The organism is Terribacillus sp. 7520-G (genome assembly GCF_002271665.1).
In the GTDB taxonomy this organism is placed as follows: Bacteria; Bacillota; Bacilli; order Bacillales; family Amphibacillaceae; genus Terribacillus.
This window is the reverse complement of the sequence record NZ_NQFP01000044.1, coordinates 1-24,930: the sequence shown is the minus strand read 5'-3', so window position 1 is coordinate 24,930 and position 24,930 is coordinate 1. Positions and strand designations below refer to the sequence as shown.

Annotated in this window: 28 protein-coding genes; 25 read left to right on the top strand and 3 right to left on the bottom strand. The window is 47.6% G+C overall.

What is annotated here, in order from left to right:
• Positions 1 to 79 precede the first annotated feature (79 nt).
• The 4 genes from CHH53_RS14925 to abc-f all read left to right on the top strand — a co-directional run bounded on the left by CHH53_RS14925 (position 80) and on the right by abc-f (position 4,353).
• A complete protein-coding gene (locus CHH53_RS14925) occupies positions 80 to 1,420 on the top strand; it encodes an Nramp family divalent metal transporter (protein WP_095216931.1) in 1,341 nt (446 codons plus the stop codon).
• A gap of 85 nt (positions 1,421 to 1,505) precedes the next feature.
• Complete coding sequence (locus CHH53_RS14920) at positions 1,506 to 2,399, top strand: diacylglycerol/lipid kinase family protein (protein ID WP_095216930.1); 894 nt, start codon at positions 1,506 to 1,508, stop codon at positions 2,397 to 2,399.
• A 44-nt stretch (positions 2,400 to 2,443) separates the two neighbouring features.
• Positions 2,444 to 2,572: an RAxF-45 family protein gene (locus tag CHH53_RS17940; protein ID WP_369819902.1), complete on the top strand. Its 129-nt coding sequence runs from the start codon at positions 2,444 to 2,446 to the stop codon at positions 2,570 to 2,572.
• A gap of 167 nt (positions 2,573 to 2,739) precedes the next feature.
• Complete coding sequence (gene abc-f, locus CHH53_RS14915) at positions 2,740 to 4,353, top strand: ribosomal protection-like ABC-F family protein (protein ID WP_095216929.1); 1,614 nt, start codon at positions 2,740 to 2,742, stop codon at positions 4,351 to 4,353.
• Positions 4,354 to 4,392: 39 nt separating this feature from the next.
• Here abc-f and CHH53_RS14910 read toward each other — a convergent pair whose 3' ends face one another.
• Positions 4,393 to 5,286, bottom strand: coding sequence for an SDR family oxidoreductase (locus CHH53_RS14910; RefSeq protein WP_095216928.1), 894 nt, complete (start codon positions 5,284 to 5,286; stop codon positions 4,393 to 4,395).
• A gap of 335 nt (positions 5,287 to 5,621) precedes the next feature.
• On the opposite strand from CHH53_RS14910, the gene CHH53_RS14905 reads away from it, so the two are divergent.
• The 5 genes from CHH53_RS14905 (at position 5,622) to CHH53_RS14885 (ending at position 10,722) form a co-directional block, all read left to right on the top strand.
• Complete coding sequence (locus CHH53_RS14905; protein WP_095216927.1) at positions 5,622 to 6,140, top strand: YppG family protein; 519 nt, start codon at positions 5,622 to 5,624, stop codon at positions 6,138 to 6,140.
• A gap of 26 nt (positions 6,141 to 6,166) precedes the next feature.
• Positions 6,167 to 6,859 carry an alpha/beta hydrolase gene (locus tag CHH53_RS14900; RefSeq protein WP_095216954.1) on the top strand — a complete coding sequence of 231 codons (693 nt, stop codon included), beginning with the start codon at positions 6,167 to 6,169 and terminating at the stop codon, positions 6,857 to 6,859.
• A gap of 332 nt (positions 6,860 to 7,191) precedes the next feature.
• Positions 7,192 to 8,685, top strand: coding sequence for a degradosome RNA helicase CshA (gene cshA / locus CHH53_RS14895; RefSeq protein ID WP_095216926.1), 1,494 nt, complete (start codon positions 7,192 to 7,194; stop codon positions 8,683 to 8,685).
• Between the two features lie 104 nt (positions 8,686 to 8,789).
• A complete protein-coding gene (locus tag CHH53_RS14890; RefSeq protein WP_095216925.1) occupies positions 8,790 to 9,269 on the top strand; it encodes a PH domain-containing protein in 480 nt (159 codons plus the stop codon).
• The gene (locus CHH53_RS14885) at positions 9,262 to 10,722 is read left to right on the top strand and encodes a PH domain-containing protein (protein WP_095216924.1); all 1,461 of its coding nucleotides are present in this window, start codon (positions 9,262 to 9,264) and stop codon (positions 10,720 to 10,722) included. Before CHH53_RS14890 ends, CHH53_RS14885 begins: the two co-directional genes overlap by 8 nt.
• A gap of 9 nt (positions 10,723 to 10,731) precedes the next feature.
• Here CHH53_RS14885 and CHH53_RS14880 read toward each other — a convergent pair whose 3' ends face one another.
• Positions 10,732 to 11,502 (bottom strand): rhomboid family intramembrane serine protease, encoded by a 771-nt coding sequence (locus CHH53_RS14880; protein ID WP_095216923.1) that lies wholly within the window; start codon positions 11,500 to 11,502, stop codon positions 10,732 to 10,734.
• Positions 11,503 to 11,654: 152 nt separating this feature from the next.
• On the opposite strand from CHH53_RS14880, the gene acpS reads away from it, so the two are divergent.
• From acpS to CHH53_RS14805, 15 genes are all read left to right on the top strand, one after another.
• Positions 11,655 to 12,020 carry a holo-ACP synthase gene (acpS, locus tag CHH53_RS14875; protein WP_095216953.1) on the top strand — a complete coding sequence of 122 codons (366 nt, stop codon included), beginning with the start codon at positions 11,655 to 11,657 and terminating at the stop codon, positions 12,018 to 12,020.
• A gap of 61 nt (positions 12,021 to 12,081) precedes the next feature.
• On the top strand, positions 12,082 to 13,593 hold the full coding sequence (locus CHH53_RS14870; protein WP_095216922.1) for an NAD(P)H-hydrate dehydratase: 1,512 nt from the start codon (positions 12,082 to 12,084) through the stop codon (positions 13,591 to 13,593).
• Positions 13,594 to 13,643: 50 nt separating this feature from the next.
• On the top strand, positions 13,644 to 14,660 hold the full coding sequence (locus tag CHH53_RS14865; protein ID WP_095216921.1) for a LolA family protein: 1,017 nt from the start codon (positions 13,644 to 13,646) through the stop codon (positions 14,658 to 14,660).
• A gap of 84 nt (positions 14,661 to 14,744) precedes the next feature.
• The gene (alr, locus tag CHH53_RS14860; protein WP_095216920.1) at positions 14,745 to 15,917 is read left to right on the top strand and encodes an alanine racemase; all 1,173 of its coding nucleotides are present in this window, start codon (positions 14,745 to 14,747) and stop codon (positions 15,915 to 15,917) included.
• Between the two features lie 156 nt (positions 15,918 to 16,073).
• The gene (locus CHH53_RS14855; protein ID WP_095216919.1) at positions 16,074 to 16,349 is read left to right on the top strand and encodes an antitoxin; all 276 of its coding nucleotides are present in this window, start codon (positions 16,074 to 16,076) and stop codon (positions 16,347 to 16,349) included.
• Between the two features lie 4 nt (positions 16,350 to 16,353).
• A complete protein-coding gene (locus CHH53_RS14850; RefSeq protein WP_093727599.1) occupies positions 16,354 to 16,704 on the top strand; it encodes a type II toxin-antitoxin system PemK/MazF family toxin in 351 nt (116 codons plus the stop codon).
• A 205-nt stretch (positions 16,705 to 16,909) separates the two neighbouring features.
• On the top strand, positions 16,910 to 17,782 hold the full coding sequence (locus CHH53_RS14845; protein WP_095216918.1) for an STAS domain-containing protein: 873 nt from the start codon (positions 16,910 to 16,912) through the stop codon (positions 17,780 to 17,782).
• Positions 17,779 to 18,135, top strand: coding sequence for an STAS domain-containing protein (locus CHH53_RS14840; RefSeq protein ID WP_038558142.1), 357 nt, complete (start codon positions 17,779 to 17,781; stop codon positions 18,133 to 18,135). The genes CHH53_RS14845 and CHH53_RS14840 overlap by 4 nt, the downstream gene beginning before the upstream one ends.
• 2 nt (positions 18,136 to 18,137) lie before the next feature.
• The gene (locus CHH53_RS14835) at positions 18,138 to 18,539 is read left to right on the top strand and encodes an anti-sigma regulatory factor (RefSeq protein WP_095216917.1); all 402 of its coding nucleotides are present in this window, start codon (positions 18,138 to 18,140) and stop codon (positions 18,537 to 18,539) included.
• Positions 18,540 to 18,555: 16 nt separating this feature from the next.
• On the top strand, positions 18,556 to 19,566 hold the full coding sequence (locus tag CHH53_RS14830) for a PP2C family protein-serine/threonine phosphatase (protein WP_095216916.1): 1,011 nt from the start codon (positions 18,556 to 18,558) through the stop codon (positions 19,564 to 19,566).
• Positions 19,567 to 19,621: 55 nt separating this feature from the next.
• Positions 19,622 to 19,951 (top strand): anti-sigma factor antagonist, encoded by a 330-nt coding sequence (locus CHH53_RS14825; protein ID WP_095216915.1) that lies wholly within the window; start codon positions 19,622 to 19,624, stop codon positions 19,949 to 19,951.
• Between the two features lie 2 nt (positions 19,952 to 19,953).
• Positions 19,954 to 20,430 (top strand): anti-sigma B factor RsbW, encoded by a 477-nt coding sequence (rsbW, locus tag CHH53_RS14820; protein WP_095216914.1) that lies wholly within the window; start codon positions 19,954 to 19,956, stop codon positions 20,428 to 20,430.
• Positions 20,402 to 21,193: an RNA polymerase sigma factor SigB gene (gene sigB / locus CHH53_RS14815; protein WP_093727605.1), complete on the top strand. Its 792-nt coding sequence runs from the start codon at positions 20,402 to 20,404 to the stop codon at positions 21,191 to 21,193. Before rsbW ends, sigB begins: the two co-directional genes overlap by 29 nt.
• Positions 21,186 to 21,782: a SpoIIE family protein phosphatase gene (locus tag CHH53_RS14810; RefSeq protein WP_233135138.1), complete on the top strand. Its 597-nt coding sequence runs from the start codon at positions 21,186 to 21,188 to the stop codon at positions 21,780 to 21,782. The genes sigB and CHH53_RS14810 overlap by 8 nt, the downstream gene beginning before the upstream one ends.
• A gap of 89 nt (positions 21,783 to 21,871) precedes the next feature.
• Complete coding sequence (locus CHH53_RS14805) at positions 21,872 to 24,034, top strand: Tex family protein (RefSeq protein WP_095216912.1); 2,163 nt, start codon at positions 21,872 to 21,874, stop codon at positions 24,032 to 24,034.
• 42 nt (positions 24,035 to 24,076) lie between these two features.
• Here the strand turns inward: CHH53_RS14805 and cmpA are convergent, their stop codons facing one another.
• Positions 24,077 to 24,199 carry a cortex morphogenetic protein CmpA gene (cmpA, locus tag CHH53_RS14800; protein WP_095216911.1) on the bottom strand — a complete coding sequence of 41 codons (123 nt, stop codon included), beginning with the start codon at positions 24,197 to 24,199 and terminating at the stop codon, positions 24,077 to 24,079.
• Positions 24,200 to 24,287: 88 nt separating this feature from the next.
• Between cmpA and CHH53_RS14795 the strand changes: the two genes are divergently transcribed.
• On the top strand, positions 24,288 to 24,764 hold the full coding sequence (locus tag CHH53_RS14795) for a SprT family protein (RefSeq protein ID WP_233135136.1): 477 nt from the start codon (positions 24,288 to 24,290) through the stop codon (positions 24,762 to 24,764).
• The last annotated feature ends 166 nt before the right edge of the window (positions 24,765 to 24,930 follow it).

Below are 24,930 nucleotides of genomic sequence, written 5' to 3'. Positions count from 1 at the left end.
TAACCCCTATCTTTTCTTTGACTAAAAAAGTTTCCTTTGGTAAACTCATGCTAACAACTACTAGAAAGAAGCGATCTTTATGAGTAAAGAACGAGATAAAGGCTGGCTCCAGCGAGCAGGGAATGCAAGCCTGGAGGAGTCGAACCATAGTGTGGCCATTCCGGAGAATGGCAGCTTCTTCAAAAAGCTTTTCGCGTTTATGGGACCAGGAGTCCTGGTGGCGGTCGGTTTCATTGATCCGGGGAACTGGGAGACTTCGATCTCGGCAGGTTCATCTTTTGGGTATACCTTGCTGGCAGTCGTCTTACTGTCGAATTTGATCGCCATGCTCATGCAGGGGCTCGCTGCCAAGCTTGGCATCGTTACCGGTCGCGATCTGGCACAAGCGACAAGGGATGCTTTTCCGAAAAAAGTGGTCGTGGTGCTTTGGCTGCTGACGGAGCTGGCAATCATTGCAACGGATTTGGCGGAAGTTTTGGGATCGGCCATAGCATTGAATCTGCTATTTCATATCCCGATCATGGCAGGTATCATCATTACGGCCCTGGATGTGCTTTTGCTGCTATTACTGCAGAAAAAAGGTTTCCGCTGGATGGAGGCCATCATCACCGTTTTGATGGTAACCATTGCGGGCTGCTTCCTATTCGAGATGATATTCTCGCATCCCGCCCTGTCAGAAGCAGTGAAAGGCTATATCCCTTCACCGGAAATCGTCACCGATCCATCAGTTTTGTTCCTGGCGCTTGGTATACTAGGTGCAACAGTCATGCCGCATAATCTATATCTGCATTCATCCATCGTGCAGACAAGGAATTACCAAGATACCGAAAAGGGGAAGAAGGAAGCTGTCCGCTTCGCCTATATCGATTCAACCTTCTCTCTTGGGGTGGCATTCTTTGTCAATTCGGCCATTTTGATCCTTGGAGCAGCCGCTTTCCATACAATCGGACAGCATGTGGAAGGAATCGAGGATGCCTATAAGCTGCTCAGTCCAGTGATCGGTGCCGGTGCAGCCAGCTTCCTGTTCGGATTCGCGCTGCTACTGTCTGGTCAGTCTTCGACCATCACTGGAACGCTGACAGGTCAGATCGTCATGGAAGGTTTCATTCAATTCCGGATAAAACCATGGGTCAGACGACTCGTCACAAGGATCATTGCCATCATTCCGGCTCTCATCGTGGTAGGGATATACGGTCCTTCAAGCACAGGTGATTTGCTTGTTTGGAGTCAGGTGATCCTTAGTCTGCAGCTGTCTTTTGCTGTCATTCCGCTGGTTCTGTTCACCAGCAGCAAGAAGAAGATGGGAGCATTCGCGAACAAGCCGCATATCAAGGTACTGGCTTGGACGGCGACTGGATTGATTGTCTGCCTGAATGCATTCATGCTTGGTTATATGATCGTGACAGGGCATGCTTTATGAAGCCGGTTTTTCAGCCGGCTTTTTTTGTACCAAAGTTTAGCCGATCCAAGTTGAAGGGAAAATAACAGGGAAGGAGAGGAGAACGATGCAAACTTTCAACCGTGCAATATACTTAGTGAATGGGAATATGGATGATGCCCAAATCGAACAGGAACTTAACCAGACGCTGCCGAAGCTTGCAGCATCGATCAAGCAGCTGAAAATCATCCAAACGAATGATCTGGAGGAATTGGTAAGCTGCAGCCGGGAGGCGGCGGAGCATATCGATCTGTTGATCATCCATGGCGGTGACGGTACCATCCATCAAGTGATCAATAGCATTGCGCCTTTACCTAAGCGGCCTACAGTTGCAATCATCCCCGGCGGTACATGCAATGATTTCAGCCGCATGCTTGGCCTTCCGCAAAACTTAAAGAAAGCAGCAGCTGTAATCGCCGACGGAAAGACTGCATCAATAGACCTCGGTCAGTATGAGGATTCGTACTTCTTGAATTTCTGGGGAGTGGGGATGATTGCCGATGCATCGAATAATATCGATGAAGATCAGAAAGCGCGCTTAGGAGTGCTTTCCTATTTTATCAGTACAATGCGGACGGTTAATCAGGCAGAACCATTTGCATTTGAAATGGAAATCGATGGAGCGAGATTGGCAGGAGAAGCAGTCATGATCCTAGTGATGAATGGCCGTTTTATCGGCACAAGAGAGTTCGCAGGACCGGATATCAGGCCTGATGATGGCAAACTCCATGTAATATTCGTAAAGAATTCCAATCTTACCAGCTTTAAAGAACTGCTCCAGATTAAGCAGGATAAGACGGTGCTTTCAGATTTGACGGAGGTAGATATTCTGGAAGCAGAAAAAATCCGCTTTCATTCTCCAGCCGGCAAGCCTATCGATATGGACGGAGAGGTTTATCGGGAAACACTTGGGGAAGTGAAAATACTACCTGGACACCTTGATATGATAATCGGAGAATAGTTTGACAATTATGTTCCGTATCCTATATACTGGATATACTTACTATGAAAAAGGAGGGGAATCAGATGTTGCACACACTTTCGCGTGAAGCCGATCAGAATCTATTGCATCGCCGCGCGATTATTCATGTTTTTGTTGGTAACGGGATACGTATGCCCTTTTTTACCAACTGAATAATGAATAATGTGCAGGATCTATTTCTCTACAACATGATCGATTAGGAAAGGCGTTTCAAGAGAACCACACCCTGCGTGTGGTTTTTTTGTACCCATTTTTCCCCATTTGTCAGAGTCAGACAGTCTTGCTGTCTGGCTTTTTTTATAGAAAAGGAGCGGATATTATGTTGATTACACTGAAGGATGTCAAAAAAATCATGGGCGGCAACATATTGTTTGAAAAGCTCAACCTGGAGCTGAAACCAGGGGAAAAGCTAGGTTTGGTAGGAAGGAATGGCAGCGGCAAATCAACTATTTTCAAATTGATCGTCGGTATGGAAGCTTGTGACGATGGGCAGGTATTCATACGCAAGCAAGCAAAGATTGGCTACTTGGAACAAATTCCTGGCGGGCATGAAGGGACAGTCAAGGATTACTTGATGGGGGCATTTGAGGAACTGGCTGTCCTGCAGGAGAAAATGAGGAAGTTGGAGGAGCAGATGCTGGATCCGGACAAATTGGATAAAGCATTGGCGGCTTATGGAGAAATACAGACAGCTTTTTCAGAAGCTGGCGGCTATGAAATGGATGCTCGGATTGCGCGGACAGCAAATGGCTTGCATATTGCCCATTTACTCCAGGAGCCTTTCACCCGTCTCAGCGGAGGGGAAAAAACAAAAGTTGGTTTGGCATTTGTACTTCTGCAGCAGCCTGATTTACTGCTGCTGGATGAACCGACGAACCACCTTGATTTGTCCGCGATCGAGTGGCTGGAAAGCTTCCTCGCAAATTACGCGGGAGCCGTATGCATCATTTCGCATGATCAATATTTTCTGGATGCAACAGTCTCGCGAATCGCTGATTTGGAGGATGGGGAAGTGACTGTCTATACTGGCAATTTCACATCCTATCTGAAACAAAAAGAAGCGAAGCTGCTGCAGGAATTCGAAGCATACAAAGAACAGCAGAAAAAAATCAAGAAGATGAAGGAAACAATCAAGCGCCTGAAGCTGTGGGCGAATCAGGCGAATCCGCCCAATGAAGGGCTGCATAAGCGCGCCCGTAATATGGAAAGGGCGCTGGAGAGGATGGAGAAGCTATCCAGGCCGAATATTGATCCGGCTAAAATGAAACTCAAGCTTGCTGCCGATGAGCGCAGCGGGGAGGATGTCATCCGCTTGGAATCCATAGGCAAGCGTTTTGGCGGCAGGGAAGTGCTGCGGGATATCACACTGCATCTACGCTATAAAGAAAGATTGGCCATTGTCGGCGATAACGGTAGCGGCAAATCAACTTTGGTCAAGATCGTTCTTGGCTGCTTGGAGGCCGATGGCGGAAGTGTCAAAGTCGGAAGCTCGGTGCGGATAGGGTATTTGCCTCAGCATCCTTTGGGGGATGCTGATCCAGCCATGCGGATGATCGATTACTTCCGGGCGGTCATTTCTGTGACAGAAGCCCAAGCGAGACATATGCTGGCAGCCTTCCTGTTTTATGGCTATGCTGTATTCCAGCCGATCGGGCGATTGAGCGGCGGAGAAAGAATGCGGCTGAAGCTGGCGATTTTCATGCATCAAGGAATCAATCTGCTTATCCTGGATGAACCGACAAACCATTTGGATTTGGAATCCAGGGAAGTGTTGGAGGAGGCGCTGGGGCGTTTCGACGGGACAGTGCTGGGTATCAGCCATGATCGGCATCTTTTGAATACATGCTTTGATCAGACAGCTTACCTGGAGGAGGGGGTGCTGCATCGCCATCCTGGTAATTATGAACAGACGAAAGGCCGTTGGAAAAGATAAAGCAATAAAAAGCTGCGAGCGATTGCTCGCAGCTTTTCTTTATGCTGTAGGAATCCCGCCGGTGATGCTGTACACTTGTGCCGTTACGTAACTAGATTCCTCGGAAGCAAGGAATACATAGACGCTGGACAATTCGACCGGCTGTCCGGCGCGGCCGATAGGTGTGGCTGGTGTGCTGGAGCCGAACTCAGGGATATTATCCTGCAGCTGTCCGCCGGAAATCTGGAGAGGAGTCCAAATCGGACCAGGTGCAACAGAGTTCACCCGGATGCCCTTATCAGCGATTTGTTTGGCCAGTCCCTTTGTGAATCCGATGATCGTGCTCTTGGTTGCCGCATAATCCAAGAGCATCGGAGAAGGATCGAAGCCTTCCACGGAAGTCGTCGTGATGATGGAAGATCCCGCTGGCAGATGCGGAAGAGCGGCTTTTGTCAGCCAGTACAGCGGATAGACATTGGTCTCGAATGTTGATTTGAGCTGTTCGGTAGTCAGGTCGGCGATGTCCTCGACGGCCTGCTGCTTACCGGCGACAAGCGCAAGGATATCCAATCCGTCTAATTCTTCGACAGCTTCTTCTACCAGCTTATAATTGAATCTTTCGTTTTTAAGATCCCCGGGAATGAGTACGGCTTTTCTGCCTTCTGCCTCGATCAATTCCTTCACTTCTTCGGCATCAGGCTGCTCCTGGGGAAGGTAGTTGATGGCAACATCAGCACCTTCCCTGGCGTATGCAATCGCAGCTGCACGGCCGATGCCGGAGTCACCGCCTGTAACCAGTGCTTTTCGGCCGATCAGTTTACCGGAGCCTTTATAGCTTTCTTCCCCGCAATCAGGCTTTGGCTCCATATCCTTCTGCAGGCCGGGAGGGTCTTGTAATTGTTGGGGGAAAGTATCGTGATAGTATTGTGTTTTTGGATCCTTTGGCATATTCATACAGCTCCTTTTTGTATCGTTGTATATGCTATTGATACCACGTATGGAATAACTCAAACTGCATTTTCGTTATGTAAAGGGTTGCATGACAAAGTAATGTAAATGTGTTGAGAAATAGGTTTTAAGCACTAGGAGCAAGGGAATAGGCGGAGGTATAATTGCAGGACAATGTACAAGTGATGATCAGCGGTATGGGAGCAGTCCGATCTGCTCCGAATTGGCCATCGAGCAAAAATCAGCATAGGCGTTGGTTTTGATTTCTTTTTATACTTAGTGATAACGCCCGCCCTTCGCCTCACATAGGATAAAAGAGAAACAGGAAAGGTGTGGTGGAGATGTATTATTATAATACGGCAGAGCCACGCTCCCATATGCAGCAACAACAGATGAGCGATGGCCGGCAGCGCTATTATTACGAACCAATTTATCAAACCGAGCCCCAAGAGCGATATGATATGATGTACAATCATGATTGGATGCAAGCGAATGAAAATGTTGGTGATACTAACAGGCAGGCAGGTCCTTATACTTATAATCCTTTTCCGCCCGAGCACTTCACTCAGTGGGGGGGATGGCAGCAGCAAGGGCAGCCGCCGCAGCAGGTGACACCTTATGATTATTTTAAGAAACCGCCTCTTGCGCCGTACTGGCATGCCTTCGCGCAGCCGCCGAATGTCTATCAGCCAAAGCAGCAATCACAGCTGACGAAAGGCCTGGCATCTTATTTTCAGGATAAGAATGGTCAAATGGATATCAATAAGATGATGTCGACTGTCGGACAAATGGCATCGACAGTTCAGCAAGTATCCCCTATCGTCAAATCACTTGGTTCATTTTTGAAGATATTGAAATAAAGACAATGGAAAGCGAAGATGATCGTATGACAGGAATATTGTGTATACATGGCTTCACTGGCGGCACATATGAAGTGGAGCCTTTGACTGAGTATTTGATGAATCATACTGATTGGAAAGTCGAGAAGGTTGCTTTACCTGGCCACGGGACCACTGATGAGCTATCCTTGCGCGGAGTCGGGCACAGGGAATGGATAGAGGCTGCAGAAGGGGCATATGAACGGCTGGCGCAGGAATGCTCGCAGATCTACGTCATCGGTTTCTCGATGGGCGGGATGATTGCTTCCCACTTAGCTGCAAAATATGGTGCAGACAAGCTTGTGCTGCTGTCAGCTTCAGGGAAGTACCTGAACTGGAAGCTGCTCACGCTGGAGGCTTGGCAATATATGAAGAAGCAGATGAGCGGTGATGTCATCGAGGATTTGAATTTACTCCGGAAAGAAAAGAGGGGCAAGGTTCCGTTGCGGGCATTCTTGGAATTCAAGAAGTGTGTGGATTATACGAAGAAATCATTGCCTGCTGTCTCTTGTCCGGTTTTCATCGTACAGGGAATCCAGGATAGCCTGGTGCCATATCGGACCGTCAAGTATCTGCACAAGCATCTAGGTTCTGAAAATCAGAAGATGGTTCTTTTCGATGAATCGAAGCACTTGATCTGCCTCGGTCCGGATATCGACCAGATCTGCACACAAGTGGAGGAATTCCTGCTTGAGGCGTGAATTTTCCAGCGGTGGGGTGTTTAATATCCTTCAGCTGGGGAGAAAATATAAGGACAGCTGTGAAGATTGGCAGTGTGCTGCTTGAAAAGCGCATAGGGAGTTCCAAAGATAATGTGACTCTTTTGGAAGGGCTTTAATGGGATATCATGCATGTAGATATACGTGTAATCATAGATATAGGTAGAATTCAGACAAATAGTATGTTACTATAATTAAATCCAATGAATGCTTGCTTAAGGCCTCTTCCCAAGCGTGGAGGAAGGCTTTTTTATTGTGTATAACTGCCGTGCTTCATCAGTGAGACTTTTTTTATATAAAGGAGTAAAAAGAAATTGACAACATTTAGTTCATTAGGTATTTCGGAACCAATTTTGAAAGCATTAGATAAGATGGGATTTGAAGAGGCGACACCGATCCAAGCCGAAACGATTCCTTTCGCTTTGGAAGGAAAAGACGTACTAGGTCAAGCGCAGACTGGTACTGGTAAAACAGCTGCCTTCGGTATTCCGATGATCAGCAAAATCGATCGCTCCAAGCGTCAGATCCAAGGCCTGGTAATTGCACCAACGCGTGAGCTTGCCATCCAGGTCGGAGAAGAGCTCCACCGCCTTGGCCAATTCAAGGGCATCCGTACGCTGCCGGTTTATGGCGGTCAGCATATGGACCGTCAGATCCGTTCATTAAGAGAAGGTCCGCATATCGTCGTTGCGACACCTGGTCGACTGCTTGACCATATCCGCCGCAAAACAATCAATATCAGCAATGTACACACTGCTGTATTGGATGAAGCAGACGAAATGCTGAACATGGGCTTCATCGATGATATCCGTGAAATCCTTGCATCGATCCCGGAAGAGCGCCAGACATTGCTCTTCAGTGCGACAATGCCGAGGGAAATCCGTGATATCGGTACAAAATTGATGAAAGACCCTACGGAAGTCAAAGTAAAAGCAAAAGAGATGACTGTGACGAACATCGACCAGTCTTACATCGAAATTCAGGAAAGACAGAAATTCGATACACTTTCCAATTTGCTTGATATCGATGAGCCGACATTGGCAATCGTATTCGGCAGAACGAAGAAACGTGTTGATGAAGTGACGGAAGGATTGCAGGCTCGCGGATTCCGCGCAGAAGGCATCCATGGCGATCTTACACAAGGCAAGCGTATGTCCGTGTTGAACAAATTCAAAAATGGCCGAGTGGAAATCTTGGTAGCAACTGATGTTGCTGCCCGCGGTCTTGATATCTCCAACGTTACACATGTATATAACTTTGATATTCCGCAGGATCCGGAAAGTTACGTACACCGCATCGGACGTACAGGACGTGCTGGTAAAGGCGGACAAGCAGTCTCCTTCATCACGCCGAGAGAAGTCCCGCACTTGCATTTGATCGAAAAAACGACAAAGAGCAAGATTGCTCGTAAACCAGCTCCGACAAATGATGAAGCTGCCCAAGGACAGCAGCAGATTGCGATCGAGAAAATGATGCGCACGATCGAAAACAAGGATCTGAAAGCATACAACGAGAAAGCGAACGAGCTGATCGAGCAGTTCGGAGCAGAAACAGTCGTTGCAGCTGCACTGAAAATGCTGACAAAAGAGCGTCGTAATACACCGGTCCGTATTACTTCCCTTGCTCCTGTCAGTGTGAAAGGCAGTTTCAAGGATAAGAAGAAATATCGCGGCGGTTCCCGCGGCGGTAACGGCGACAGACGCGGTTATGGCGGTCGCAATGGTAAGCCTCGCAGCCGCAATTATCAAGGTCAAGGCAAACGCAATAACAGCGGCGGCTACCGCGGCAAACGCAATAACGATAATTGATCGGAGACAGACACCTGAGAAGGTGTCTGTTTTTTTATGGTCTTTATGGTGAAACAAATCACTAGTTCAATCGTATGATATGACTGGAAAGAGGGTGGAGTATCATGAAGGCACAGCCGCGCAATAGAATTGCATCAAGCGCGAAGAAGGTTTGGAGGATAAATGCGAGTCTGTATATGCTGCTTGCGGTCATTGCGGCAGGAGTCGTCACATATTTTCAAGATGCCTGGTCCATACCGGATTTGGTCCTGTATATTGGATGGGGTGTGATCATCGCTGCTTTATTCTTTTTTATCTGGCTGCTTCCGGCAGTTCGGTGGAAGAGATGGCGTTATGAGGTGTTTGAGCAGGAAATATACATACAAAGCGGTATTTTCATTGTCACGCAGACAATTATACCGATGATCCGGGTGCAGCATGTCGATACGGAGCAAGGTCCGATACTCAAGAAATTCGGTTTGGCTACGGTATCTGTCTCGACAGCTGCAACCACTCATCAAATACCAGCTCTCGCTTTGGAGGAAGCGCTGGAGCTGCGGGATAGGATCGGAGTGCTTGCTCGCGTGGAGGAAGAAGATGTCTGAACCGAAACGGATGCATCCGATCAGCATCGTCCTCCGGATGCTGAAGCTTATCAAGGATGCCATTGTTCCGCTGGTCATTGCTTTCATCGCATTATTAAGGGAATTGACGGAATTATTTTGGTGGAGTCCTTATGCACTTATCGGAATCGTATTGCTTTTGGATGGCTTGTTTGCCTTTTTGTATTGGTACCGTTTTACGTATCGGATGGAACAAGATGAACTTCGCATTGAGTCTGGGATCTTTGTCCGGAAAAAAAGATATATTTCCAAACATCGCATCCATTCTGTGAATACAAGTGCCAATATCTTTCACAGATTATTTGGTTTGGTGAAGCTGGAAGTACAGACAGCAGGCGGGGGGAAAGAAGCCGAGGGAGTGATCCCGGCTCTTTCCAAATCGGATGCAGCAGCAATCCAGCAATTCGTCAAAAGAAAAGAGCAAGATACTGTGCTTGAAAATGCAGAGGATACACAGCTTTCAGAGCATAGAGTGAGCTGCCGGCTCAGTTTCCGGCGTTTGTTGGCAGCTGCTGCCACATCGGGCGGTACAGGGATCATCTTTGGTTTTCTATTTGCAATCACACAGCAAGCTGACAATGTCATGGATATCAACATCTATTCTTTCTTCTATCACTGGCTGCTGAAGCAAAGTCTGCTTTTGTCCATCCTTTTTGCGGCCGGCAGTTTGGCAGTCACTTGGATGGTGGCGATGGTCGGTACCATACTGAAATACTGTTCCTTTGAAATAACGAAACAAGGGAATGAGCTTTTCATCCAAAGAGGGCTTTTGGAACGAAAGGAAATGACCATCCCATTGCACAGGATACAGGCACTGAAAGTGGAAGAGAATATATTCCGTCAGCCATTCGGGCTGCTGGCGGTCAGTGTGGAAATAGCAGGTGGGGAAGCTGGTAAGGATCAAAAGAGTGTTTCCACTGTTTTATTCCCGCTGCTTAGACGAAAAGAGCTTCGTGATTTTTTGGATGCCATGCTGCCTGAATATGTAGTCGGGACCGCTTATCGGAAACCGCCGAAGCGGGCTTTGATGAGGTATCTATTCCTGCCGGCAGCAATATCCATTCTTATCACGGGTGTGCTCATTTATTTCTTCGGCGGATATGGGCTATTTGCTCTTCCGCTCGTAGTGCTGTCCATCCTATTCGGTGTCTTGGACCATCGGGATGCAGGAGTATCATGGACGCAGGGTATGCTGACCATGCGTTATCGTGAACTGACACGTGTCACTGTTCATTCGCATCGCAAAAAGGTGCAGTCCTTCCATGAATCCCAGCATTACTTCCAATCAAAGAAGCAGCTTGGGACTTTGAAGATAGCAGTCGCATCGGGAGGTGCTGCAGGAAGCAGCTTTAAAGTAAAGCATTTGGATGAGAAGGATGCAGATGAGGCCTATGATTGGTATTCCTTCCGAAGCCCAAAAAGAACCGCACAGTAAATGTGCGGTTCAATTCATATAGTCGTAAATTCCGATCAGCACCAAGACTGCAATGACAATCCAGAGGATCAGCTTTTTATTGGTACGTCTGCCATACGGACGCTTTTTCCAGCGGTCTGGATCAAATCCCGCCTCGTCATCACCCTGGCGGGGGCGTTTGTTCCGGTAGATCGAGAATGGCTGTGCTTTGACAAGGAAGAGCGGTGCCAGTACAAATCCCGCCGCAGCTCCCGCCAGATGGGCGGTGAGGTTTATATTTGCGGAAAATAGGGACATGATGATACCGACAATAAAAATGATGAGTATCAATTGTGCATTTCCTGGATCGATCAAATGCTTGCGGAAATAAACCATGAACAGATAACTTCCGAACAATCCATAGATTGCACCGGAGGCACCGATATGACTCACGAAGCTATAAGGATCCAGTATATACGTAACGGTATTACCGATGATTCCCGTAAGCAGGTAAAACAAGCTGAATTTCAGCTTTCCCAGCATTTGCTCAAGGGCAGGTCCGAAGATCACCAGGGAAAAACAGTTGAAAAGCACGTGCGAGATGCTGCCGGGGGCGTGCAGGAAAATCGGAGTGACGAGACGCCAGTATTCCCCGCCCGAGATAAATAGATTTACGCCTGCTCCTAATTGATACAGGCTGTTCCCGACTGGCGTCTGAAACAGTCCGGTTATGAGCCAAAGCAGCAGATTGGCTGCCACGATAAAGCTGATAACAGGATAAGCATATAAATATTCTTTAAAGCTTTCGGTCCTGCGGAACAATCGAATTCCTCCTTCATACCTTCTGTTGATCAGCATAGCGCAAAGCATGGAAATTTGCTTTGTTTACATCCTATAACTTTCCTCCCTGCTTTTATACATATAGGGTACAATACTTGGTAGGGAAATTCAGCTGGAAGGTAGGTTGTGCACCCGTGATAAAGGGTATTGGTTTAGATATTACAGAATTAGCACGAATCAAAAAAGCGATAGGGCATAATGAACGTATCCTGGACAGGATCCTGACAAAATCAGAAAAAACGCACTATGAATCACTGACATCCGATAAACGCAAGGTGGAATTCGCAGCTGGACGTTTTGCTGCCAAGGAAGCTTATGCGAAAGCCAGAGGAACCGGATTGGGAAAACTGGGGCTCCATGATATCGAAATTTTACCCAATGAGGCTGGGGCGCCAGTGCTGACATCTGCCGACCAGACAGAGGGGGAACTGGTATTCTTGTCGATTACACATTCGGATGCATATGCCGCAGCGCAAGTCATCATCACACAGGGTGAATAGACTTGTCTGCATATTTTTCAAGCATGTCTCATAGATTGTAGTGCGGGTAGGAGGGAACAGCGTGTATATTGTCACCGCAAAGGAAATGTACGAAGTGGATCGTCATGCGATGGAGGATATCGGAATAAACGGCAGCATCCTGATGGAATCTGCTGGCCGGGCCATCGCTGAACGGATGAAACCGCTGATCGGAACCACGGACCGGATACTTGTCCTCTGTGGCTCTGGAAATAATGGCGGCGATGGATATGTGGTAGCCAGAACACTGCTGAATGAAGGATATGATGCGGCTGCCGTGCAGGTCGGGCGAAATTTGACAGCTGACGCAGCCGTGCATCAGCAAGTCTATGACCGTCTTGGCGGTGAAGTGATGGACGTTGAAGCAGATACATTCCGGCTGGCTTTGGAAAAAGCGGATGTCATCGTCGATGCAATGCTCGGCCTGGGTATCCGGGGGGAGCTGAAAAGTCCCTATACGGAAACGGTACAGGCTGTCAACGATTCGGCTGCACTTGTCATTGCGATTGATTTGCCTTCCGGTGTACCTGCGGATGATGCCTCGGGATTCGATGAGGCGGTCCGGGCGGATTATACCTTCGTCATCGAAGCGCCAAAGCCAAGTGCATTCATCCAGAAGACAGCAGCCTATTACGGGATATGGGATACCGTATCCATCGGTCTGCCAGCTGCTTATTTAGGCAGACAAGCTGGTGCCAGAATATGGACAGTACAGGACGTGAAGCGGTCATTCCCCATCCGGCAGCCTTTCTCACACAAGGGGACCCATGGCAAAGGATTCCTCATCGGAGGAGGAATGGAGATGCCGGGATCGGTTACGATGTCCAGCATGGCTGCTTTAAGAGCGGGAGCGGGTCTTCTTACCGTCGGTACATTACGCCAAGTCATTCCATCTGTCTCAGCTCACTTGGCTGAAGCGACATTCACTGTGTTGGAAGGAGAAAATGGCGTGATAGTCGATACGGAAACACTTGATGTGAGTGCATATGATGGGATCGCCGTCGGCATGGGCATGGGAAGGAGCGAAGCGACAGCAGCCTTGACCAGGCGGGTGCTGGAGCAGGCTGAGGTTCCTGTCCTGGTGGATGCAGATGGCCTTCATCATATCAAATCCGACCTGGAGATCCTGCGGAATAGGCAAGCTCCGACGATATTGACGCCGCATCCTGGAGAAATGGCGATGCTCTTGGATATGAAGGTTCCAGAGCTCCTGGAGCGCCCGTTTGAGCTCGCGAGGAAATTTGCGATTGTACATCAGGTACATCTCGTGCTGAAAGGGACGTATACGATCATTACTGCCCCTGATGGCAGCCAGGTGGTCAATACGACAGGAAACCCTGGTCTTGGGAAAGGCGGAAGCGGGGATGTACTTTCTGGTATCCTGCTGGCCATGCTGATGCAGCATGATGATCTGATGGAGGCAATCGCAAACGGAGTCTATGTCCATGGCAAAGCGGCGGATGTACTGGTCGGCGATATGCATTCGCAGCAGGATCTGCTGGCAACTGATCTCATGAAAGGACTGGCCAAGGTCTTTCGTGACATTTCCGATTGAGGGTGGCATGTTCTCTTTGTTCGCTTTATAGCTGACAAAGGAGTGTGACCATGAAAAGATTTGCTGGTTTGATTGTCTTTGCTGCCTTTTTATTCTTACTAGCCGGCTGCGGCGATGCTTCCCGGGAGGAAGTGGTCCAAAATCTGGAAGAGACATCTGCTGAGCTGCAAGGCTACAAGGCCGAAGCCACTATGAAGCTGAACACAGGAGAAGAACAGCAGGCCTACGGAATCGATATATGGTACCAAAAAGACGACCATTACCGCGTTTTATTGAAAAACGATGCTGACGAGCAAGGCAGTCAGGTGATCCTGCGAAATAAGGATGGTGTATTCGTGCTCACCCCCGCTTTGAAGAAAAGCTTCAAATTCCAAAGCGAATGGCCTTATAACAGCAGTCAGCCTTATTTGTACCAGTCGCTGGTCCAGGATGTCCTGAAGGATGATGATGCTTCTTTCGAGACAACGGAGGAGCATTATGTTTTCCAGACGAAAACGACATATCAAAACAATACGACACTGCCTTATCAAGAGATCTATTTCAATAAAAAGACGTATACACCCGAGCTTGTGAAAGTGCTGGATAAAGATAAGAAACCAATGGTTGAAGTGGCGTTCTCTGCCTTCAAACTGGATCCGAAGTTCACAGACAAGGATTTTGAACTGGAAAATAACCTGACCGGTTCCTTATCCGGCGTGCCTGCTTCGGCCGTGCCAACGGAACAACAAGGGCTGACTGTGCTGTATCCTACTGAAACAGTCGGTGCGACGCTTGCCGAGGAGAAGGAAGTAAGTGTGGATGGGAAGGAACGCGTCATCCTGACGTATGAAGGAGAAAAGAGTTTCACTTTGATTCAGGAGCGTGCGGACGTTTCGGAAACCGCGCCGGCTGCTGCCACACCTGCCAGCGGAGAACCATTCAGCCTTGGTTTCACTGTGGGAGCCATTACATCTTCCAGTCTGACATGGACACATGATGGTGTGGATTATATGCTGGCCAGCGAGGAATTGACCCGGGAAGAAATACAGGAAGTGGCTGCATCCATAAACGGCCAGGCCATGAAATGATGATTCGAAGCAGACGAACCGAGTCTGCTTTTTTGTTTTCCTGTTATAATAAGCAAAGGTAAAAAATCTAGGAGATGAATACATATGCGGAATGACCAATTTTATCGGGATTCCTGGGTGGAAATAAATCTCGATCATGTTGAATATAATATAAAGCAACTGGCAGCACATATCGGAGAAGACAAAGGGATTTATGCAGTTGTCAAAGCTAATGCATACGGACATGGGTATGTCCAAGTCGCGCAGACGGCACTGGATGCCGGGGCCCAAGCCCTGGCTGTCGCCTTTTTGGATGAGGCAATCCATCTGCGCAAAAATGGCATTCATGCAGCCATCCTTGTGCTTGGGGCGACTAGGCCGGAGGATGCGGCAATAGCTGCAGATCATGATATCTCACTGACTTTCTACCGCAAGGATTGGCTGGAGACCGTACGTGCACAGCAATTCCGCAAGCCGCTGCAGCTGCATATGAAGCTGGATACCGGAATGGGAAGATTAGGTTTTCGGACGGAGGAGGAAGTACGGGAGGTCTTGCCGCTGCTCGATGTCCCATCCCTTCACCTTGAAGGTGTCTATACGCATTTTGCAACAGCTGACGATGCGGATTTAGCTTACTTTGAAGGACAGCGGAGTAAGTTTGATAAGCTGTTCCAATCGCTGCGGGAAGAGTGGCAGCACCCAATCATCGTGCATACGGACAATAGCGCAGCCAGTATGCGCTTCGCTGCGGATGAGTCGGATTTTGTCCGTTTTGGAATCGGCATGTACGGACTATATCCGTCAAAGGTCGTCAAAGAGGAACATCCGATCAATCTCCGCCAAGCGTTTTCCCTGCACAGCAGACTTGTGCATGTGAAGCAGCTTGAAGCGCATGAAGCGGTAAGTTACGGTGCAACCTATGAAACAAATAAACCCGAATGGATCGGGACACTGCCGATCGGCTATGCTGATGGCTGGATCCGCAAGATGCAGGGCTTCGAAGTACTTGTAGATGGCAAACGAATGCCTGTTGTCGGCAGGGTTTGCATGGATCAATGCATGGTGAGGCTTGATAAAGCCTATCCGAACGGTACAGAGGTCGTTCTCATCGGTCCGCAGCAGGATGCATTTATCAGCATGGATGAAGTGGCAGACTGGGTCGATACCATAAATTATGAGGTTCCTTGCCTCATCGCCGCCCGGATGCCTCGCGTTTATAAACGCTCTGGTGAGATTGTCGAAGTCACCAATGCGCTTTCTCCCGGCGAAAGCTTGTAATTTTCGGCAGGAAGCCAGCCTTTCTCCCAAGCTTTTTGTTTGAAAAAGGCTTTTTTTATCAAAAAGTTCCGGAGGGTCCTTTGCAAACACAATGCTCGGATGGTATGATGAAAATGGATTTTTACAGAATCGACCCGAGTGAATTGGTGGAGGTGTATGGTTGTGTCCGAAGGCTTACAAGAAATCGTTGTAAAGCTGCCTAAGAAACTCCTGAATGAGGTGGATGGTTTGATGCAGAATAATAACAATAGTCTCGATCATTTCTTCTATCAAGCAACGAAGTCATACGTGCAGGAAAGAAAGAATATCCGTGAGACCATGCAGAAGGGTTACATGGAGATGGCACGTATCAATCTTAATATCGCTTCAGAAGCTTTCCAAGCTGAAGAGGAGGCAGAAGTAACGTTAGAGCGCCTTGTAAGCGGGGTGTAGGCCCTTGATCGTTAAAAGAGGCGAAGTCTATTTCGCCGACCTGTCCCCGGTAGTGGGATCAGAACAGGGGGGCGTACGCCCGGTGTTGGTCCTGCAGAATGATATCGGCAACCGATTCAGTCCGACCGTCATCATAGCGGCAATAACGGCACAGATCCAAAAAGCCAAGCTGCCGACCCATGTGGAGATCGATGCCAAGAAGTATGGATTTGAGCGGGATTCCGTCATTCTTCTGGAACAGATCCGAACAATCGACAAGCAGCGGCTGACGGATAAGATCACCCAGCTTGACCCACAGATGATGGGAAATATCAATCGAGCACTTGAAATAAGCCTAGGCCTTACAGAGTTCTAGGAACGGACCAGCCCTTACGGTGACGTAAGGGCTTTTTTGTTTTGATTTCAGTCCTGTTGGATTATGGTATATACTAAAAAGCAGCCGCCTTATTGGCAAGGTGGGCGTATTGGTGTTAGATTAATAAGTAGATAAAGTGGCCTTGAGCATATGACTGCAAAAACGGCTTTTTACAAGGTGAACGTTACAATACGGGGGTTTCATGATGGCAAAAAATCTGAAGGAGATTCTGGTTGAAAACAGTGACAATCTGATTCATATGTGGCTTGAGGAAGTCGCAGAGAAACAGAAAAATGTCGTGATTTCCACTATTTCGCAGGATCTTTTCGAAAACACGAACCGGGAATTCGTCGATATCATTTTCGGCAGTGTCGAGAAGGAGAGCTTGACTTCCGATCTGGACAGCTTTACAGAACGAGTCATCAATCTGGGCTGGCCGCTCAGCTATCTGACGGATGGCCTGCAGCTTTTCAAACGCGTCGCAGTGGAGTTCCTTGTCGATCACGAAGAGTTGGATGTCCCTGTGTCGAAAGTGTTAAGGCATGTGGATGAGCTTGTGAATCCGTTCATCAACCAGCTGGTGAATGAATATTCCGGCAACTGGGAAAATACAGTATCCCTTCAGCGTGTCGCATTGCAGGAATTATCTGCACCTTTGATCCCGGTCATGGATAATATCACAGTCATGCCGCTGATTGGAACCATTGATACGGAGCGGGCCAAATTCATCATGGAGAATTTACTCGATGGCGTAATCAAGCATCATGCAGAGGTAGTGCTGATTGATATTACTGGTGTACCGGTTGTGGATACCATGGTCGCACATCATATCATCCAGGCTGCAGAAGCAGTGAGGCTGATCGGGTCCACTTGCATCCTTGTCGGTATCAGACCGGAGATTGCCCAGACGATTGTGAATCTGGGGATAGATCTCAGTAAGTTCCCGACGAAGAGCTCCCTTCGCAAGGGATTCACTACCGCTCTTGAAATGACGAACAAAATGATCGTACAAACAAACAGCGAAGAACAGACGATTGAAGAGCTGATCGATTCGCTTGATAGGAGTGAACAACCGTGAGAATCCCAATATTGAAGCTGCATAACTATTTGCTGATCAGTATCCAGATCGATCTGGATGACCAGACTGCGATTCAATTCCAGGAAGACTTGCTCAATAAAATCCATCAGAGCGGGGCGACAGGAGTGGTCATCGACTTGACTTCCGTCGACATCATCGACTCCTTCATCGCCAAAGTATTGGGCGATGTAGTGACAATGTCCGACTTGATGGGGGCAAAGGTCGTCCTGACCGGAATCCAGCCAGCTGTGGCCGTGACACTTATCGATTTGGGCATTCATTTGAATGAGGTAACGACAGCATTAGATTTAGAACAAGGATTGATCAAATTGCGCCAGGAACTGGAGGAGTGAAAATGGACTTCAGAACCTGTGTGAATATACAGAAAGAATGGGACATTGTCGGTGCAAGACAATTCGGCCGCGACTTTTCGAAAAAGCTGGGCTTTGGGATCGTCGATCAAGCTCGTATCGCAACTGCTATTTCGGAGCTTGCACGTAATATCTATCTTTATGCCGGAAGCGGAAAAATCTGCTTTGATGAAGTGGAGAATGTCGGTTCGCGCGGGATTTGCATCGTCGCAATCGATACAGGTCCAGGTATTAAAGATATCAGTCAGGTAATGGAGGATGGTTTTTCCACATCCGGAGGTCTGGGCGCAGGTCTTCCTGGTGTAAAACGCCTGATGGATGAATTTGATATTACTTCAAAGATAGGCGAAGGGACGGAAATCCGCGTCGTGAAATGGGTCCGTTAGAGGAGGATGATGCCAGGTGGATGCGCTTAAGCTAGATCTGTCCCACTATCGGGAACTGCTCAAGCAATACATCGATACACAGGATGAGTCTGCCCTATATGAGGCGGAGCAGATAAGTAAACGCTCCATCCAGCACAATATATCGCTGGAGGAGATCATCAACACGCATATCAATGCGCTGGAAGATATCTATCCGGATCTTCCAGAGAATATACAGCACTCGATGAGCTTCCTATTGGAGGTGATGATTTCCTACGGTTTGGCGCTTCAGGAATTCCAGGATCTGAGGGAAGAGCAGCTCGAGATCAAATCGGAGATCTCCGTGGCTGCTCGGATGCAGAATACGTTGCTGTCGACTGAAAAGCCTGATGTGGAAGGCTTTGATATCGGTGTTGTCAGCGTACCTGCGAATCAGATGAATGGTGATTACCATCACTTCATTCATCATGAAGATGGTACTGTAGGTATCACAGTGGCTGATGTGATCGGTAAAGGTATCCCAGCGGCATTATGTATGTCCATGATCAAATATGCGATGGAAAGTTTTCCGTCCGAGCATAAAAAACCGAGTGAGATTCTTGAAAGCCTTAATCGGGTTGTGGAGCGCAATGTCGATCCCAGCATGTTCATCACGATGTTTTATGCTCTTTTCAATCCGGAGGCCAGCACGATCACTTACTCATCAGCAGGGCATGAACCTGGTTTTTATTATCATGCTGCCGAGGATGCATTCGAAGAGATCAGGGCGAAAGGGGTCGTCCTCGGTGTTACGGATACGGCCCAATACCGCCAATATGAAAGGGAAATCCATGCAGGGGATATGATCATCCTGCTGACGGACGGCGTTACCGAATGCCGTCAGGGAGATCGTTTCATCGAGAGTGAGGAAGTGCTGGAGGTCATCAAGAGTTTTTCCCATCTCCCAGCACAGGAATTGGTGGAAAACGTATATAAACATTTCGAAAAACTGCAGGATTTTCATCTGCGGGATGACTTCACCTTAATAATTATCAAAAAAGATGTTTGAATCGAGAAGACACGGGTATTACATAGGATGGTAACTAGCCCTTAGGAGGTACATGATGAACTTAACTGTTGACGTACAAGAACAAGCAGGGAAATCAATTGTTCTTTTAGCTGGTGAAATAGATGCCTATACAGCTCCTAAATTGAAAGAAACACTTTTATCCCTGACGAGTAAAGAGGGGAATAAAGTCGAAGTCAATCTGGAGCAGGTGAATTATATGGACAGTACCGGATTGGGCGTATTCGTTAGCGGATTGAAATCGACGAAAGAAAACAACAGTGAATTGAAGCTCGTACAGCTGCAGGATCGTGTATACCGTTTGTTCGAGATTACAGGTTTGATCGATGTGATCGATGTTGACAAAACAGTACGAGGTGGCTATTAATTATGGAATCTTTCGATTTTATCGAGATCAAAGTACCGGCTAAACCAGAATACGTTGGTGTGATTCGCTTGACTGCTTCAGGTGTTGCAAACCGGATGGGTTTTTCCTATGAGGATATCGAGGATTTGAAGGTTGCAATTTCAGAGGCGGTGACGAACACGGTTAACCATGCATATGAAAAGGATGAAGATGGCGAAGTTACGATCGGTTTCGGCGTATATGAAAATCGTCTCGAAGTGATGGTCGCCGATCATGGCGACAGCTTCAACTTGGATCAAGTAAAAAGGAATATTGGCCCGTATGAGGCAGCAGAACCCATCGAACAGCTGAGGGAGGGCGGTTTTGGTTTATTCCTGATAGATGCGTTGATGGACAAAGTGGAAATCAACAGCGATTCTGGAGTGATCGTCCTCATGACGAAATACCTTCATGAAAATGAGGTGGGGCTAGATGACGACCAAATCTCAACCACACAATAACCGTGAGGATGAGGTTTATAAATGGATAGATCATCTGCAAAAGCATCCCACAGATGAAGAAATCCAAGAAAAAATCGTACTCACATACAAAGACCTCGTCGTATCCATAGCAAGGAAATATTCCAAGAACAGCTCCATCCATGAAGATTTGGTCCAGGTCGGCATGCTGGGCCTGCTTGCAGCAATCAGGAGATATAATCCTGATTTCGGCAAATCCTTTGAATCATTTGCCATCCCGACAATCATCGGGGAAATCAAACGCTTCATTCGTGATAAGACATGGAGTGTCCATGTACCGCGGCGGATCAAAGAGCTGGGTCCGAAAATACGCAAGGCAATCGATGAACTGACGACAGAAAATCAAAAATCCCCGACCGTGGCTGAAATCGCTGCTTATCTGGAAGTGTCCGAGGAAGACATTTTGGAAACGATGGAAATGGGCAAAAGCTATAAGGCATTGTCTGTCGACAGAAAGATTGAGGCTGACTCGGATGGCAGCACGGTGGCTATCCTCGATTTGGTAGGCTCGACGGATAATGGCTACGAAGACATAGACCGCAGAATGCTGCTGGAAAAGGTGCTTCCAATTCTCAGTGAGCGGGAGCAGGAGATACTTCGCTGCACATACTTCGAGAATATGAGCCAAAAAGATACAGGGGAAAGACTCGGTATTTCTCAGATGCATGTATCGCGTCTGCAGCGCAGAGCTTTGCGTAAACTGCGGGAGGCCCTGCAAGCCGAAGGTGCGGACAGCTTTGAGTGATTTCTATCTCCATATGGATGTGTCGGCGTTTCAGGAGCCTAAAAAAGGCAATTATTATTGCGGAGATAGTTATTTCTACCATGAATCGGAACATGAATTCATCTGTGTGCTGGCTGATGGACTTGGAAGCGGGGAATTTGCCAAAGAGTCATCACAGGTAGTGATAGATGTGATCCGTGCCCATGTGCATAGCGGAATCGATGAGCTGATCAGAAGATCGAACGAGGTATTGGTCGGTAAACGCGGAGTCGTGCTGGGTATCTTGAAGGTGGATTATCGGACAAGCACTTATTCCTTCACTTCCATTGGCAATATCGGGATCATGACAATCACAAGTGGTAAAAAAGAGCGATGTATACCGAGCCAAGGGTTTCTTGCCGGGTATCCGAGGAAATATAAGATTTCACGGGGAATCCTGCAAGATGATATGATATTCGTTATGTTTTCTGATGGTGTTTCCGATAACGAGCTTACGCAGGAACTTTTCAAGGAAAAGGATGTTCGGAAAATAAGGGATATGTTCGCTCTCACCAAACAAAAGCCGCATGAAGATGATATAACATTGATTGCCATGAAATACACAGAATAGGATTGGTACCTCGCGCAGGTGCCGATCCTTTTTTTATCTGCCCAGCAATTCTGATACAATGAGGATAGCAGCAGTCAGGAGGAACAAAATTGGAACCATCGATTCAAGACAGGCTCATACAATGGGTCGAAAAAGAAACATCCATCAAACAATCATCCATCAGACAGGTCATCCACCTGCTGGGAGAGGGAAATACCGTACCGTTTATTGCCCGTTACCGGAAAGAGCAGACTGGAGCTCTGGATGAAGTTGAAATCAAGGCGATTCAGGATAAGTGGGAATATGCACAGCAGCTTCACCAAAGGAAAACGGAAGTGATCCGTTTGATCGAGGAGCAAGGAAAACTGACAGAGGAGCTCAAGCGCGACATTCTGGCTGCCATGCAGCTGCAGCGCATAGAGGATTTATATCGTCCATACAAGCAAAAGCGGAGGACAAAGGCAACGATTGCGAAGGAAAAAGGATTGGAGCCCCTTGCAAAAGGACTTTATGAACAAACCATCCGAGATCCGGAAAAAGAAGCGCAAAACTATCTGGATCCTGAAAAAGAGCTGCATTCCGAGGCGGAAGTGCTGCAAGGTGCCGGGGACATAGTAGCGGAATGGATCAGTGAGCAACCGGCTTTTCGGGATTATATTAGAGATAAGACAGAGAAGCAAGGTGTTCTTTTGACCAAAGTCAAAAAGGCGGAAGACGATGACAAAGGCGTATACGAAATGTACTATGCGTATCAGGAGCCGATCCGGCAAATGGCTTCCCATCGGACCTTGGCTGTCAACCGAGGTGAGAAGGAAGGGATATTGCGTGTTACGATCGAGCCGCCTGTGGATGTCATCCTAGCTTATCTTAAACGTAAAATCATCAGACAAGGGGCATCTGCTGAAGTAGCTGCAGCATTGGAGGCAGTGATCGAGGATAGCTATAAGCGTCTCATCCAGCCATCGGTGGAACGGGAAATTCGTTCCATGCTGTCGGAGAAGGCAGAGGAACAAGCGATTAAAATTTTCTCGGAGAACCTGAAAAATCTCTTGCTTCAGCCGCCATTGAAGGGCCGCGTCGTATTGGGAGTGGACCCGGCGTTCCGTACAGGATGTAAGCTGGCGGTTATCGATGAGACAGGGAAGCTGCTGGAAAAGAATGTGATTTATCCTACAGCGCCACGCAACGATGTCAAAGGAGCCAAAAGAATCGTCGATGCGTTGCTTGAAAAGTACAATGTCGAACTGATTGCCATTGGAAATGGAACTGCATCAAGGGAAACGGAGCAATTCATTGCGGATGTGATTCGTCAATCCGGAAGCAGTGTCGCTTATATAATCGTAAACGAAGCTGGCGCGAGTGTGTATTCAGCATCGGAATTGGCAAGAAAGGAATTTCCAGATCTGCAAGTGGAGGAACGCAGTGCTATTTCCATCGGCCGCAGAATACAGGATCCTTTGGCAGAGTTGGTCAAGATCGATCCGAAATCGATTGGCGTCGGACAATATCAGCATGATGTCAGCCAAAAAAAACTCAATGATTCCTTGGGGTTTGTCGTGGAGACTGTAGTGAACCAAGTCGGGGTCAATGTGAATACAGCTTCCGAATCTTTGCTGCAGTATGTATCGGGATTTAGTAAGACGGTAGCAGCAAATGTCGTGAAGCAGCGGAATGAGATCGGTAAATTCACCTCGCGCAAGCAGCTGAAAGCCATTCCCAGGCTTGGAAACAAGACTTATGAACAGAGTATCGGCTTCCTGCGTGTCTTGGACGGTGAGGAGCCGCTTGATAGGACGCCGATCCATCCAGAGAGCTATACAGCTACAAAACAGCTTCTGGAGCGGCTTGGTGCAACTGTGGCGGATATAGGGAGCGCGCAGCTGCGGGAGAAGCTGGCGGAGCTTGACATCGACCAAGTTGCTGCAGAGTTAGGTATTGGTGGATTAACGCTCCAGGACATCATACAGGCGCTGAATCAGCCGGGGAGAGACCCGCGTGATGATTTGGCTCAGCCATTATTGAAACAAGATGTATTGGCAATGGAAGATCTCAAGGAAGGAATGGAGCTCCAGGGAACGGTCCGGAACGTAGTGGATTTCGGTGTGTTCGTCGACATAGGAGTCAAACAGGATGGACTCGTCCATATTTCCAAAATGTCGGATAGATACGTAAAACATCCGATGGATATTGCTTCGGTAGGGGATGTTGTCACTGTCTGGGTGGATAAAGTGGACATTGACAAACAGCGAATAGCCCTTACAATGGTGAAGTGACAACAGCAGTGACAAACCCCTGTCCCGTTTGGGACAGGGGTTTTAGCCGCCGTTGGAATGCTGTTTCCGCTTATAGAAGAACCAGCATTGATTCAACACCTTCAATTGGTTAACGTTTTTTGTGAGAAAAGCTTGTGATAGTTGATTTTTCAACCAATTAGGCATTCTTCTTACCTCCTGCAGCCCTTGGATGTCGGGAAAAATGAATGTCTGCAGCATTATATGCATGAGAGAAACAGGAGGTGCCTATGTAATGAAAGAAATAACGATGCATAATCTGCAGCAGATAGTTGAAGAAATTTCAATTATGTGGTTTCAAAAGCCATTTGTAGATACTGCAAGGTATAATAATCGTCTCAGGACGACTGGAGGCAGATACCTGCCCGGGAAAAGGATCATTGAGATCAATCCTAAGTATTTGGATGAGCTTGGACAGGAAGAAACGATTGGAATCATCAAGCATGAACTATGTCATTATCATTTGCATATCGAAGGCAAGGGGTATGGCCATCGCGATCCGGAATTTCGGGAGCTCCTGCACCGGACCAAATCACCGCGATTCTGCAATGTGCTTCCGTCTGTCAAAGAACAGCAGCTGCTAACTTATGAATGCACGAAATGCGGGCATATATATAAGCGTAAAAAGACAGTCAATACGTGCAAATATGGGTGCGGTAAATGTGGAGGAAAGCTGAAAAAGACGGAGGACACGGATATCTTGGGGAAATAGAAAAAGAAAAAACAAAAACTTTCTAGAAAAGTGTTGACGTGTTTTTAAATCCGTGATAAATTTATTAAGCCGTCGACGAACGGCACGAAAAAAATCACGAAAGTGGTTGACAGACAGCGAAAGATGTTGTAAGATACATAAGGTCGCTAAAACGTTATAAAAAATC